Genomic DNA, 14,814 nt, shown 5'->3' with positions numbered 1-14,814 from the left:
TGCGTGAGAGGAGTATTCACCGTGGGCGAGTCGATCAGCGTCGAGTGGGTCCGGCACGCGCTCGTCCTTCGCCGTGCCGGTGCCGACGACGACGCGTTCGCCCTGGCGGAAACGTTGCCGAACGAGCGGTACCGCACCCCCGTCGTCGTCGGCGCGTCCGCGCTCCCGGCGCTGGCCCGGCTCGACCCGTGGCTGGTGGCCGATCTCGCCGACGCCACCGAAGGCGGCCTGCGGCTGATCGCGCCCAAGCTGGGCGCGATGGGCGAGGACGGCACGCTGCCGCCCGCCCGGCGCCTGGCCGACCGGCTCGGTGTGGAGGTCGTCGCGCCGGACGGGACGCCGGACGCGCTGCCCGACGGCAGCCTTTTCGTCCGGGAACCGGGCGCGGGCTGGGTTTCCTACCAGCCGGAGCGGCCACGCGCCCGCTCCGGGCCGCGGCATCCCTCGCCCTGGTGGCAAAGCCGGCTGCCGCTCACGCTGCCCGGCCACGTGACCCCGGTTCCGGCGGGTCTGTGGGTCCGGCGCCCCGGCGCGCCCGAGCGGCCCGGCGACCCGCTGCACCGGGGCGTGCCCGACCACGACCGCATGTACGTCGTGCTGGGCGCGCCCGGCGAACAACCGCCCGAAGTGACCACGGTGGCCGAGGTGCTGGGCGCCATCCCGGCCGAAAAACGAGGCGGGATCGTGCTGGCCTCCTACGGCGTGCCCGACCTCGGCGCGGCGATCGCCGGTGAACTCGGGACGCCGGTGCGGATGGCGCACGGCGTCCCCCTGGACGGCAGGCCGGTCCACGTCGACGAGACCGGCGCGTTCACCTGGCGGCCGTTCGCTCTGGAAAGCGTTTACCGGCCTGGGGAAACGCCGCTGTTGAAACGCTGGATCGCGCCGGGACCCGCGCTGGGTATGGGGGGTCCGGCGTCCTACAGGATGGCCGAGGGCTGGCGCGTGGACGTGATGGCGCGCGGCCTGCTGGTCCGGCCGGAAAACCTGGCTCCCGACCCGGAATGGGCGGCCGGGACCGGGCCCACCGCGGACGTGGTTCTCGCTTCGGACGTCCCCGTCCCCGGCGAAGTACTGGCCGCGCTCGACGGCCTGATGCGCGGCCTGCCCGCCGATGCCCGCGACCACCTGCGGGTGGTGCCGGTGACCGAGCACGCCGCGGCGGCCGCCTCCCGGCTCGAAGTCGCGGCCTCGGCCGTCCCGTTCGCCTCCGCCTCGCTGCGGCTCGAACTCGCGGAGTCCACGGCCGGGGAAGCCGAAGTCCTCGAGGAACAGGTCTCCGGGGAAAGCGAGGTCTGGGCGGACGAGGAGACCGAGTCCGCCGTCGAGCCGCCCTCGGGTGCCGTGGTCGTGACCGCCGACGGGTGCGTGCTGCCCGCCCAACCGATCCTCGCGGCCGCCGCGCTTCCCGGGTATTCCGGCCACTCCGACCCCGTCGCCGGTCTCGTCGACGAGCCTGCCCCACCGCCGCTGCCGTCGATCTCCGCTTCGAGCGCCCCACCACCGCTGCCGTCAATCGCCACGTCGATCCCCATCCCACCACCCGCCGCGACGGCCACCGCCGGAGCGGAGAAACCCGGGAAACCCACCGGCACGAGGCAAGCCGTACGCGCCGAGAAGGAACCCGAGAAGGAACCGGCCGAGAAGGATCCGCGGGAATCCGGGGAAGACAAGCAACGTAAGCGAGACACCGAACCGGCGCACACCTCCGATGTGATGACCGTCGCGCCGCCCGACCCCCGGCCACACGCCGCTCCCGGAAACCTGTCCATCGAGGACATCCGAAGGCCGCTCACGACGGTTCACCTGCCCGGCGAGCGCACTCCGGAGCCCCCCGAGCCCGCGGGGGCCACCGACACCGAGGCGCGAATACCGAAGGTGGCGGAGGCGCTGCCTGCCCTGACGCCCCGGGTCACCGCGGTGTCGAGGTCACCCGTGACCGCGACCCCGATCATGTCCACTTCGGACCGCTACGAGGAGCCGCCCGAGCCGGTCCCGCCGGAGCGTCCCGCGTCACCCGTGGTCCCCCCGGTCGTCGAGGTTCCGGCCGACGCCCGCAGTACCCCGGAGCAGCGGCAAGCGGTGCGCGGCATGCTGGGCCCCGCCTACGACGTCGCGACCCGCGCGGTGACCCGGATGCTGTCCGAACGGCCGGGGCTGAGAGCGATACCCTCCGAACACTCGGCACTGCTCGCGGAACTGGCCGTGGTGCGGGTCTTCGCCCAGAAACCGACCGAGAACTACGACACCGACTTCCAGATCTGCCTCGCCAGCGGACTCCGCCGGCTCCCGACCGCGCGGACCGTGGTGGTGCGGGGCATCCCGGCCGAGACCGAGGTCCGGCCCCGGACCGTGTTGCGGCTGTCTTCACCCGTGCTCGTGGCGCCCGCGGTGCCCGCCGTCGCGGTAGGGCCCGCGGAGGCGCTGATCTGGACCACCACCGCGCGCAGGCTCGACGGCCTGCTGCCGGAGGATGCCACGGATCTGGTGCTGCCGGGCCACACCCGGTTGCGGGTGCTGGCCGTGGACGAGGGGCCGCTTCGCCGGATCCTGCTCGCCGAGGAGGGCACTCCGGACGAGGCGGCGCTGTCCCGGCTCCGGAAGGCACTGGCCGCCCGCGCCACGGCCGGTGCGGCCGGGGAACCGGAGGACACCAGATGGTTCGGACCACTGCCCGGAATCCGGGAAATCCCGCGATGACCCGCGCATCGTCACCGGCCGGTGAGCATGAGCCGAAGACGGACCCGCACCACGCGTTGCTCACGCTGGCAGGCAGCGTGCCCGACGGCTGGCTCGCCGTCGCGCGTGACGCGCTCGCGGCAGGCGACACGGACCGGTTGGCGGAGTTGCGTGCCGCGCTGGAGGAAGTGGCGCCGCCGACGCACCGGGCGCGTTACCGGTTCACCCCGCACGGAGCCGGGTACGAGGATGCCGATCGCGCGGTGGTGAGCGCGGTAACGGCCGAAGGAGCGGCAGTGGCGTGCTGGGCGGTGATGCGGGACGGAAGCGACCGGGTCTACCTCGTGCAGGCCGATGGGCCGGACTTGCCTGCCGTTACGGCACTCGCGCAGGACGCGATCGACGAGGCCGGCGACACGCCACGGGTGGAGGTGTTCGGGCCCGAGACACCGTTGCCCCGGTATCACGAGGAGGCCCTGCTCGCCGCGACGCTGCTGTGGGCGGCCACGCCCGGGACACCGGTCCGGATCGCCCGTGCCTTCGATGGCGCCTCACCCGGGCGCGGCCCCTGGTTCGGGCCGCGCCACCAGCTCGTCGAAGACGCCGGAGAACGGCAAAGGTTGCTGGACTTCCTTTCCGGGGGCGAGGTGGTCCTCACCTCCGAGGTGAGGTTGACCGATCTCATCACCGGCACGGCCGGCGCGGTACCGGCCGATCTCCGCTCCGACGGGGTGTGGGTGTGGTCGGAGGCCTCCCGGTACTACCTGGACCGGCACCGGCTCGCGGTGGACGCGCGCCTCGCCGCGCACGCCCGGAAGAGGGCGCCGGTGCGGCGGCTGTCCCCGCTGGACCGTTATCGCGTGCGCGCCGCACTGGTGCCTTCCGGGGACGAGGACTCGTTGTGGCGGGCGGGATGACCGGGCGTCGTCCACCTGGTCGCCGGTGAACTCTCCCGGTCGCACCGGACGTGTCCTGAATAAGAGGCGTGTGATCCAGCCGTTTTGGTGGAAGGGACGCGATCTCGCGGCGGAGTCCTCGTCGGGATGTCGGTATGAGAGGAGGCACCGTGGGACGTGATGGCCGCCGGCAGGTTGGGCCGGCAGGCGTTCTTCGTTTCGTGGTGCCCGTGCGGGGTGCCGGGGTGCGGCTGTGTGAGGTGCTCGCGGCGGCTGATCCGGGTTAGCGGGTACTTCGCATGGCCATGATGGTCAGCGACGAGGCGCGCGGTCTTTTCGTATTCCTCACCGGTGACGAGTTTCCGGACGCGAACGAGGATCTGCTGCGGGAACTGGCGGACGCGTGGGATGGCGCGGCGCGGCGGCTGGAGACCCTGGGCCCGGAGTTGCGGCGTGCGGTGACCCAGATCCGCTCGGATTTTTCGGGCGAGGCGGCGCGGGCGTTCGTCGCGGTGATGGCTCCTTTCGTGGAGGGGTCGGACAACTATCTGGACGTTTCGACCGGGTTCTTCCACACGCTGGGGTCGATGCTGCGGCAGCTCGCGCTGGACGTCGAATACATGAAGTACATCGTGATCCTGGAGCTGGATCTGCTGGTGGCGGAACTCCAGTTCGCCGCGTTGTGGTACGCGGTGCTGGGACCGTTGATCATGCCGTGGCTGGGGGCGCGGATCGAGGCGGCCCGTGAGGCTTTGCGGGAATTGGTGCTCTGGCTGAACTCGCGGATGTTCATGCTGGGCGACCTGGCCAAGCTGGCCTCGGGGTTGTTGCTGGGCACGACGGTGAGCATGGCCAATCAGATGGCGGTGACCTGGGCGGCACAGAAGATCCAGTTCGACAAGGGCACCCGTAAGGAGTGGACCGGAGAGTATTTCAAGGACGCGGCGGTGGTGGGCGCCTTCGGTGGGGTGATGGCACCGGTGGCGGGTGTGTTCGGGCACCGGCTCAATCATGTGCTGGCCGTGGCTCTCGACCGCGGCAAGGGCGGGGACCGGCACCTGAAGGTGGCGAAGGCAATCAGCCATGTCGTGCACGAGTCGTTGCACGAAGGGTTCACGGCGACGCTGGCGAACGCGGCGCTGACGGGGCAGTTCTCGGTGAGCGTGAACGATTTCACGGCCGGTGCGTCGTCGGGCGTGGCGCGGGTGGCGGGCAAGTACGCCGGCAAGGCGATCGCCCCGTACGTGAAGCGACTCCGCGAGGCGGGGACGGCGGCCGGGATGGTGGCGCTGCAGAAGCTGCTGGACCAGTTGGACCGCCACGGCGGCGGCCCGGGGCATGGCGGCGGCCCGGGGCCCGGCGGCGGGTTCGGCGCTGACGGGGACTCGTTGTTCGATTTCGACGGCCTTGACGGGGACAGCGATTTCGACGAGAAGACCGGCATCCTTCCGCGGGGGCGCGGCGGGGACGGCCCGCTGTCGGACGGTGGTCAGCGCGGTGGGGGTCCAGGGCAGCGACCACCGGTCAACGGCCTGAGCGGGGGCGGCACCGAGGATGGCGGGGTGGTTCCCGGGACCGGCGCGCGCACGCCACCACCGCTGATGTCCGGTGCCCTCTCCGCCGACCAGGTCACTTCCGCCGGTCCGGGCGGCTCCGAACATGCCGGACTCGGGCCCTCGCAGTCCGGATCCGCACAGTTCGGCCATGGACAGCCTGAACCGGGACTATCCGAACCCGGACAACCTGAACCCGGACATCCCGAACCGGGACATCCCGAACCGGGACATCCCGAACCGGGACATCCCGAACCGGGGCAGCCCGGGCCCTTCCCGTCAGGTCCCGAGGGGAACGAGGGTGTCTCCAACCCCGGCCAGTCCGGTATGGACTCGCACTCCGACGGTGGCACAGGCGGTCAGGAACTCGCCCCGGAGCACGGAAACGACACCGGTGGCCACGCGAACCCCGCCGTCCCGCCCGGTGACGCGCCAGTTCCGCCTTCGGACTTCTCCGGGAATGGCGATTCAGCTCTCCAACCCATAAATGTGGGGGAGAGCAGCGATTCCGACACCAGCGGGCCGGACAGCGACGCCTGGAGCGTTTCCGACAGCGGCAGCCTGAACTCGTGGACGGACCAGGAGTCGGTCACCTCCGACGACGCACCCGGCCCCAGCGGCGGCAAAGAGACCATCACCACCGTCGTCCAACAGTCCCCTGTGGACAGGACGACCCCAGTGCCACCCGCTGGAGTCACCTCCACCGGCCCCGGCCAGGAACCGCCTGTCACCGCACTCGGGACCACCGGCGCACCGGATAGCACTCCACCCGCCGACGGCCAGTCGCGGGATGTCACCGGGAAAACCAGGCCGACGGCGACTGGAAAGCCCGCGAAAGTCCGGAAGCCCGGCGCGAAGCCGTTACTGCCGGCGACAACCCCGCCGAAGATGGCGGCACCTCCTGGCCGCACCAAGAAAAAAGCGGTTCAGGCGACCGCGTCGGCAGGGGAGGCCGCACGCCCGAAAAACACGAAAAACACGACGAGCGCGAAGAGCACGAAGAGCACCGGTACCGGCACGAACAAGCCGAGTTCCGGGATCGACATCGCCGGAATGGCGTCGCGATATCCGAAGAAGCTCCTGGACGATCCCGCACGCAGGAAGGCCGCCGAGCGTCTCGTGTCGGAGACGCACCGCGTCAACAAGCTGAAGCGGACCGGCGAATACGACAATGTTCTGCTGTTCCTGGCCGGTGTGCTGGAGGAAAATCCGCACATGGCGCGGGGACAGTCGCTGCGCTTGGCGGGGTACTTCGACACCCGCGCGTCGGCCGGGCCGCGAGGAGGCGGAGTTGGGGACGGTCTGTCGTTCTGGCTGCCGTCGGACTTCGACACGGTGAAGGAGGAACTCGGGGTATCGGGGTTCTCCGACGGCTTCCGGAAGTTCATCACGGAATTCCGGCCCCGCGAGGTGTCCGTCGCGCTCAGGGCTCATGCGGGCCATCGCCAGGACTCCCCGCCCGCAGAGGTCATCGAGGCACTGGTATCCGGCCCGCCGGAGCGGATCGGTTACGGCCCCGGCACCGTGAGGCTGGTGGCCGGTCGTCTCGCCAAGGCCGGGCCAGGATCGACAGCGATACTCCTGGTCCGCTCCGGCGGTGAATCGGCGGGCCAGATCCTCCATATCGTGCCGGACGAGGACGTCGTCGTGGTGAAGAACGTCGCCGGCGCCGTGATCGGGGAGCCCGGGGACACCGCGAAGATCGGTGCCGAAATCGGCGGTCAGTCCGAGGTCTACGCCGTCGGACTCGACGGGAAGAACGCCGTCGTGATCGCGGACTCCTTCCGCGCCCGGTGGAACGCGGCGGGAATGGGAGAACTGTACGAGGCCGCGGACATCGCTCTCGGTGAGATGGACATGTCCGACGCGGACGATTACAAGCAGACAGCCGCGGTGATCATGTGGGCGGCGGTCGACGCGCGTGGCTTGACCAAGGCCGAACGGGACGCCCTGATCCTGGTGATCGCGCACCAGCTGGCGCTCAACGAGGGAAACATCGTTCCTACCGGCCAGTTCACCGAGGAAATCGCGAGAAAGCTCGGAATGGCCTGGTCCCACGAGGACGGGGATGAGTCCGGCCCGTGGACATACGGGCGGGTCGCACGCGGTGCGCTGCGTCTGCCGGGGCTGACCGGTGCTCCGTCGGAGGCCACGGCCGCGGGCATCCTGAACGAGATCTTCGGTAAGTCCCGGCTTGAGGAGCTGCACCTGTACGAGCCTCTGCAACGCCTCCTCGCCGATGCGCTGAAGAGCCGGAACGAAGCGGCCGTGCGTGATCTCGCGGTGGACATGGGGAGTGACCTGCGTCTGGTGAATCCGGAATGGGCTCGGAAGCATGTTCTGGACAGCGTGGCGCGGCTCGATCAGGATGTCCGCTCGGACGAAGAGGCATTGATCGAGGCCGCGGGCATTCTGTGGGGTACCCACGACATCGGACTGCTGCGGGACATCGACCTGTCCCACGAGGTGCTCCTGCTCGTCGCGTCCCGGTGGCGTTCCGGCGGCGCCGGCGAGGCGACGGTGTATTCGGCCCGGCTCGGCGGTCTCCTCGGAACCGGCCGTGACCGGTGGTCCGCACGCACTGATCATCCATTGTGGACCGTGCCGCGACTCCGGGACGAGTCCGGCCCCGCGCTCGTCGCGTTCGTGGCACTGGACGCCGAGGCGGCCGAGGCGATCAGAAGACAGGCGAAGGCGCTGATATGGCGGCACCACGATCCGCTGGCGCTCCGGGACAGCGGGCATCAGGAAAAGGTGCTCGCCCTGGTCGCCCAGGAGTTGAGTCGTGACGACCGGGATGCCGATGCCAATTTCCAAGCCGCCTCGGACCTCGCCCGTGACCTCGCCGGCGACCTGGGGACCCAGTGGACGCTCGAACGCTTCCTGGCCGCCGTCGAGGACGCGAAGTCGGACCGCGCGCCTGGCGTTCAGACGATGCTTCGAGCGGCTCAGGCCGTGACGACCATGCATGATCCCGAGACGATCAAAGCGCGGGGACTCGAGGCCGGCGATTTGATCGGAGTGATCGCCCACCGGATGACGGTGCTCGGCGACGACAGTATCGCGGCGTACGTGTCCGCGGCACTCGCGACCGCCCTGGGCACGAAGGCCGCGCCGGTGGACGAAGAACCGGTTCACGCGCAAGAGGAGGGCGAGGAACAGGAGAGCCAACACGAGAGCCAACAGGAGAGCCTTCAGGAGAGCCTGCAACAGTCCGTGAGCGTACTCGGTGAACTCCCTTCCCTCCCGCCCTGGACCGCCAGTGTCGTCGACACGGAGGTGGCCGGATTCCTCGATGGACTGCCGGGCAGGAGCACCGACACGATCAAGAAATATTTCGCCCCCGCGGCGCAACACCTCTTGCGGAACGGTAATCCGCTGGTGTTCTTCCGGAAGAGAATGCTGGGCAAAGCCCGGGTCCTGGTCGCCCGGGAAATGGACCGGTACCAGGAAGCACCGGCGAAAACGCGGCACGCGGCGCGGACCGCGGCGGAGCTCGGCACGGATCTGGCCGAATGGATCCTGCCCGATTTCCGCGCCGTGCTCTCCACGGCAGGGGAGCTGAAGAAACCCGTAGGTGTGCGGGCGGAGGACTGGGCGGCGAGCCTGGAGCGAGCACGGACCGCCGCCGATCTCTTTCATGACGAGCGGAGACTCACCTACCCCCGTGCCGGTGAGGAACGTTCGCGCGTCAGTCGCGAAGAAGTCGCCACAGTGGGGGCCTGGGTGACGATGGTGCTTGCCACCAACTCGGAAGAGACCCTCGTCCTCCCCGGCCACGAAGAATTCGTCGTCGAAGGAATCGCCAAGGGCCTGGGTACCACTCTGTCCCAGGTGGACCGCATCCGGATGCTGGCCGAACGCGTACCGCGGGACGTTCGTGACGACGGGGACCGGATGGCGGAGGCCACCGGCCTGGTGGACAACCTGGTCCGGCGCGACCCTGATGACCCGCGCGACCTGCACGACAATCTCATTCTCCTGGCGGCGGAAGGGATCGATCCCACGAGGCCGGGCCGCGCGTATGAAATCACGGTCGCGCACGCGATCAGGCTGGACAAACTCCGGTGGGACGAGAAACTTCTGCTGGACGAGCAGGGTATGGCCACGACCCTGGGCGACCTGGGGCCCGATGACCTGGAGAACGCCCTGCTCAGGACGACCGCCGGAGCGATCGCGGGCACCTTCCACGACGAGGACAAGCTTCACTACGAGGGCTGGGAGGGCCTCACCGAACCGGTCATCCAGTACACGATGCTCACCACGCGTGGCAGCCGGAAGAGGAAGGTGGCCGCCGGGATCCGGGTCGCCGTGGACATGGCGCGCGATCTGGGCGTCGGCCCGGGCACGAGCGACCTGCGCGACTACGTGACGTCGGACGAGGCGCTCGAGGCGGTCAGGTTCCACCATGACGGGGAGAAGCTGGACCAGCAAGAACTTTCCGAAGGTGACGTGGCGGGGTGGGTCACCTACTACGAATCGGAATACGACTGGGCGCTCAACGTCGACGAACTCGCCGACGGAATGGCCCGCTACCTGGGCACTTCGCGCTCGCTGGCGGGGAAGCTCCATGTTCTGCGCGAGAGCCGGGGCAACAGCCGGGAAGCCACCCCGGGCTCGGCCCGATCCGCGAATCGCCTTGGCAGGCAACGGAATTTCGTGGTCGGCGATCCGGTGTCGACCGCCCTCGAACGGCAGTCCACGCACCGGAGGATCGCCGGGCGCAATCCGGCGGTCGTCCTTGGCCCGGATCTGCGCCGGAACAAGATGTACCCGGTGGACTTCGAGGATGTCGGCCGGGGCCGCGACGGGCTGGAGAGGGTCTTGGACCGGCTTGGTGCCGACAAGGCGAGGCTGGCCACGACCGCGACGGTGCTGGGCTACGACTCCACCGGAGCGTTGAAGCTCATGATCGACGTCGTCGGGCGGTCCGATGGTACGTTCGATCGCAAAGCGGTCGACATCAGGACGGGCAAGATCCGTGACCTCGGCCTCGCGGAGGAAATGTGGCTTCAAGGGCTGACCGCCGGTGAGGTGAAGCGGCTCAAGGACCTCACTCCCAGGGAAGTAGCGCGGTACCAAGACCTCGCCGCCGAGGAGAAGGTGTCGCTCGAAGGCCTGGCTCCCGCTGAGGTAAAGCGGCTCGAAAACCTCACTCCCCGAGAAGTAGCGTGGCTCAAAGACCTCACCCTCGATGAGACAGCACTGCTCCGGGCCATGGCACCCGATGAGCTGGCGCAGCTCAAAACCCTCGCTCTCAAGGCCGTGGGAATCGGCACCGACGGCAGGGTGCTGATCGGGAATCCACACCTGCCGTCCTGGGGAAAAATCGCCCGCGACTGGGCTGTCTGGGCAGAGCGGCGCGACCGCCGGGCCACGTCGATCCAGCCGGTTACGCCCGCTCGGGACACGCCCGCGCCGGGGAGGGCGGACACCCCCATGCCCGAGCGGGGAATGTCCACCCGGGACACTCCGGCGCCCGCGATCTCCGAGCGGGACACTCCCGCGCCGGACCTGCCCACGCAGGCCTCACCCGCACCGGGCACTCCCGCACAGGCATCGCCGGAGCCCGGGGGACCGCCGCGGAGGGCCACCAGGCCTTCGCGGGCCGACGTCCGGGCCGCGTGGGCGCGGGCCGGAATGGACCGGCACGTCCGCGGCGCGCGGAAGCTCCTGGCCGAATTCCGGCGTCGTGGCGCGATGTCCACCGAGACGATGGATCTGGCGAGGGAAATGGTCGTCTCGCTCTTCGACACGACCTGGCTGGCCTCTGACCGGATCGCTGTGCTCACCGATGTCGTGGCGAGTGACATCGTCTCCGGGGAGAGGGTTTCTCGTGAGCGTGGCCTGGCCGAGGGGCTCGCGTCGGCCAGGCGTATCGCGAATCTCTTGGGTGTGGCGCGGCCTGCCCCGGCGATCGGACGCCTGAGCCGGTCGCTGCTCGACGCGCTCGCGGCACTGGCCGAAGGCGAAATGCCCGCGCTGCTCGACGAAAACAGCCCTGCCGTGATACGGGCGAAGCGGTTCGTCGTGGCGATCCACGACCCGCGCAGGCTCGACGGCGAGCACGTCCAGCGCAAGGTGATCAGTGTCGTGGCCTACGTCTGGCACCACACCGAAGGCTCCGAGTCGGACAAGGACATGGCGGCCTGGAAGGCGTCGGGCGAGATCGAACGAGCCATGGCGACCGGGTGGACCCCGGCGGGCTTCGCGGACTACGCCGAGACAGCCCCGCCGCTGACCACCGAGCAGCTGACGAACCTGGCGAATGGGTTTCCTTCCCTGTTCCTGGAGATCCAGCGGCGCCGGCCATTGTTCGAACCGGCGGGATATCGTTACCAGGACGTGGTCCGCGTGGCCGTCAGCCGGCAGGCCGGCAACGCCGATTTCGCTTTCCAGTACCTCGCGCAGGGCCTCGCGTTGTGGCGACTGCCCAGGGCCGAGGAATCCTTGTTCTCCCAGCGCCTCGATGCCTTGTGGGAGCAAACCGGAATGGCCGGGAAGGTGCTCGACGCGCAGGAATCCCTGGCGGATTTCCGGGATCGGAACAGGCGCGCGTCGGTCGACGAGACGACGGAACTGGCAGGAGTCATCGTCGCCTTGACCTTCGACACGACATCGCTCAGTCCCGGCAGAATCAGCGCGCTCACCGATGTCGTGGCGAGCGACATCGTGTCCGGATCGAGGGTTTCCCGCGAAGACGGCGTTGCCGAAGGACTCGCGTCGGCCCGGCGTTTCGCGAGTCTCTTGGGTGTGGCGCGGCGGGTTCCGGCCATGGGGCACCTGAGCCGGTCGCGGCTCGACGCACTGGAGACCTTGGCCAAGAACGAAATACCCGAGCTACTCGACGAAAACAGCTCCGCCATGAAACGGGCGAAGCGGTTCGTCGTGGCCCTCCACAACCCGGTCGAACTCCAAGAGGCGCGCATTCACCGCAAGGTGACCAGTGCCGTGGCCCTTGTCTGGCACCTCACCATGGGCTCCGAGTCGGACAAGGACCTGGCGGCGTGGAGGGCTTCGGGCGAGATGGCGCGAGCCATGATGACCGAATGGACCCCGGCCGCTTTCCGCGTCTACGCCCCGACGATTCCCCAGGTCGTGAGCCAGGACGCGGCACGGCTGGACCGCCTGATTCGCTTGGTACGCCGGGAAGTCCGGCAAGTCCAGGAGCAGTTGGAGAAAGAGGGGTACGCGGTCGCCGACGTCCTTCGCGTGGCGACCGGCCGGCTCGGCGACGACACCGACCTCCCTTTCCGGTATCTCGCGCGGGGCCTGGCACTGCCGAGAACGCCCTGGACCGAGGATTCCGTGTCGTCGCGGGGCACGGAAGCGGATCACCGGATGAATTCATGGCCGGGGCCGGTCGATCGGATCACCCTCCCCCGCCGCGCCGGGGATATCCTCGCGCTGACCCAACCGTGGACGGCGATCCGCAACCGTCGTGCGGCCGCCGCTCTCCGCGCGATGTTCACGCACGCGCTGCTCGTCGATCCCGGACCGGATGACGCGCATGTGCTGCGGCTCTCCGAAGAAGTCGCGTCGGACCTGGACACCGGGTGGAACCCCGGCCGTTTCCGTCAGGTGCGGGACAGGGAAGCGCTGCCGCTCAGCGAGAGGGGGCTGTCCCGGGCCTTGGACCTGGTGGGAAGGCGCCACGACCCGGCCAAGCTGGGTGGTCCCAGGCCCACGATCGCGGACATGGTCACCACGGTCGCGCGGTTCGAAACCGTGCTGGGGCCCCACTTGGGCGCGGTCACCGAGGGCCTCGCGACGGCGTTCGGCACCGCTCGCGACAACCCGCGACCGGAAGACGACACGCTCGCCGGGCTGTCGTCCGTGGCGGATATCAGGGCCAGAGCGGACCTGGTACGCGAAGTGCTGCCCCGGGCCGCCACCAAGGACCCGATGGAGCGGGCCCGGAGTTTCATCGTGGTGGACGAGATGCCGGACCTCGCGGACGATCTGACCGTGCTCGTCGCCGCCCGGCAGTTCCACGAGCGGGATCCCGCCGCCGTCGCCGCCTATGCGGCGGCGCTCCGGGACCTGGTGGTCGCCGATGAGCGGGCGCGGGGCAAGCGGCCGGCGACGGCGGTGTCCGCGGAGACGGGACCGTCCGTGGAAGCCGCCGACACCAGTGGGCGGGCGAGCAAACGCCCCCGGCATCCCGACCGGCAGACGGCCGAGGCCGCGGAACGGCTACTGCGCAGGCCGAACCGTGCGGGTGCCGCGAGGCGACTGGTGGCCGATACCCACGATCTGGACATCCTGGGGGTGGGAACCCCGGCCTACCAGGAGGTTCTGAACGAGGTCGTGGTCGCGCTGGAGGGCGGGCCGCAGAACGCCAAGCAGTTGTCGTTGAGGTTGGCCAACGAGCGGGGCACGCAAAAGCCACCGGAGGCACCGGGTGGCGCGCCACCGGCCGAGTCTTTCTGGACCGACGACGACATCCGGTCCGCTGTCGATTATGGACTGGAATCGGGGCACTGGCACCCCGTTTTCCAGGAGACCGCCAAGCTTGTCAAGGCCGGGCACCTCTTCGCCGCGTTGAATGACCACGGTTCCCGGGGTGCGACCGAGGGCTCGTTCCCGGGTACGGCGCTGTCTTCCCGCAAACCGGAGGACATCTTCGACGGCTATCCACCGAAGGTCGTGGAGGACCGGCTCAGGAAGTTGGGTCCCGGCTCCAGGGCGATGATGTTCGTGCTTCCCGGCGACGGCACGGCGGGCAGTATCTGGGTGTTCGAGAACGAATCCGGCGAGGTGAGCAGGAAAAGCTACGACGATGAGCCCGGCGACTTCCCGCGGACAGCGGCGGCGGTGCGGGTGGTCTGGCTGGACGGCGAGGACACCGTCGGCGACCGACCGGAGCAGCGAGTTTCCGGCGAGAGCGCGGCGCGGACGGGCGAACTCCCTTCGGATCCTTTGTGGACGGAAAAAACCGGCACGGTCGAGACCACGATCGAAGGGCTGACCGGGCCCGCGCTCGAACAGATCCTGCGCCACAACAACCCCGTCAAGCTGCGCACGCAGCGTGCCGACCTCTCGAGCCGTTTCCGGGAGGACGAATACCGCGACCCCAAGGCGCGGATCTGGCACTTGTCGCGAGCCGGCGTGAAAGCCGCCAGGGACCTGGGGACCGGTTGGACGCGCGAGGACTTCCAGCACGCGCTGCGTTCGGCCTTGGCTCCGGACACGCCCAAGGAACGGGAACGCAAAAAACGATTGACGCTCGAGGAGAGGGAGCAGGAGCGGAAGCGGAAGGCGGAGGGGAGAGCGCGGGCGGACGAAGCCGTCGGATTCGTCCTTGACGAAGAGAAGTTCGGCGTCTTACGTGGCAACCGCCAGGACCTGGTCGACGTGGTGGCCTACCTGGCGGCCTCGTTCGGTCCCTACGAAGAAGCCATCGCCGAAGCCCTCACTACGGGCCTGGGCATCGCGGTGGGTCCGGTCGAACGAATCCGGAGGATGGCGGAGCGCGCACGGGCGACCGGCATGAGCCAGGAGAAGCTGAACACGGCGGGCCGGAGGATGACCGGCGTCTACCGGGAGTCCTCGCCGATCATGACGACGGCGCTCTACCAGGACCTCCGGCTGGCGGTCGCGCGTCACGTGGACCTGAAGGATCCCGACCGGGCGCGGGACATGGCGATCGTCTACGCGGTCAGTCTGGGCATCCTCCGGCAGGA

General features: G+C 69.4%; 3 protein-coding genes (1 of these 3 only partly in view). All 3 read left to right on the top strand.

Features of this window, described 5'->3' with window-relative positions; all coding sequences use genetic code 11:
• Positions 1–21: 21 nt before the first annotated feature.
• The gene (locus ACFSXZ_RS31020) at positions 22–2,700 is read left to right on the top strand and encodes a hypothetical protein (protein WP_378268995.1); all 2,679 of its coding nucleotides are present in this window, start codon (positions 22–24) and stop codon (positions 2,698–2,700) included.
• Entirely contained in the window at positions 2,697–3,596 is a 900-nt protein-coding gene (locus ACFSXZ_RS31015; RefSeq protein WP_378268993.1) for a hypothetical protein, read from the top strand. The genes ACFSXZ_RS31020 and ACFSXZ_RS31015 overlap by 4 nt, the downstream gene beginning before the upstream one ends.
• A gap of 278 nt (positions 3,597–3,874) precedes the next feature.
• A protein-coding gene (locus ACFSXZ_RS31010; RefSeq protein ID WP_378268991.1) for a WXG100-like domain-containing protein crosses the window boundary here: on the top strand, positions 3,875–14,814 show its 5' end (the start). It continues 22,123 nt past the right edge of the window; the window shows 10,940 of its 33,063 coding nt (coding positions 1–10,940); the start codon lies at positions 3,875–3,877; its stop codon lies beyond the right edge, outside the window.

Origin of the sequence: Amycolatopsis pigmentata (assembly GCF_042684065.1) — a bacterium.
Lineage (GTDB): Bacteria > Actinomycetota > Actinomycetes > Mycobacteriales > Pseudonocardiaceae > Amycolatopsis_E > Amycolatopsis_E pigmentata.
This window is presented reverse-complemented; position numbering and strand designations above follow the sequence as displayed.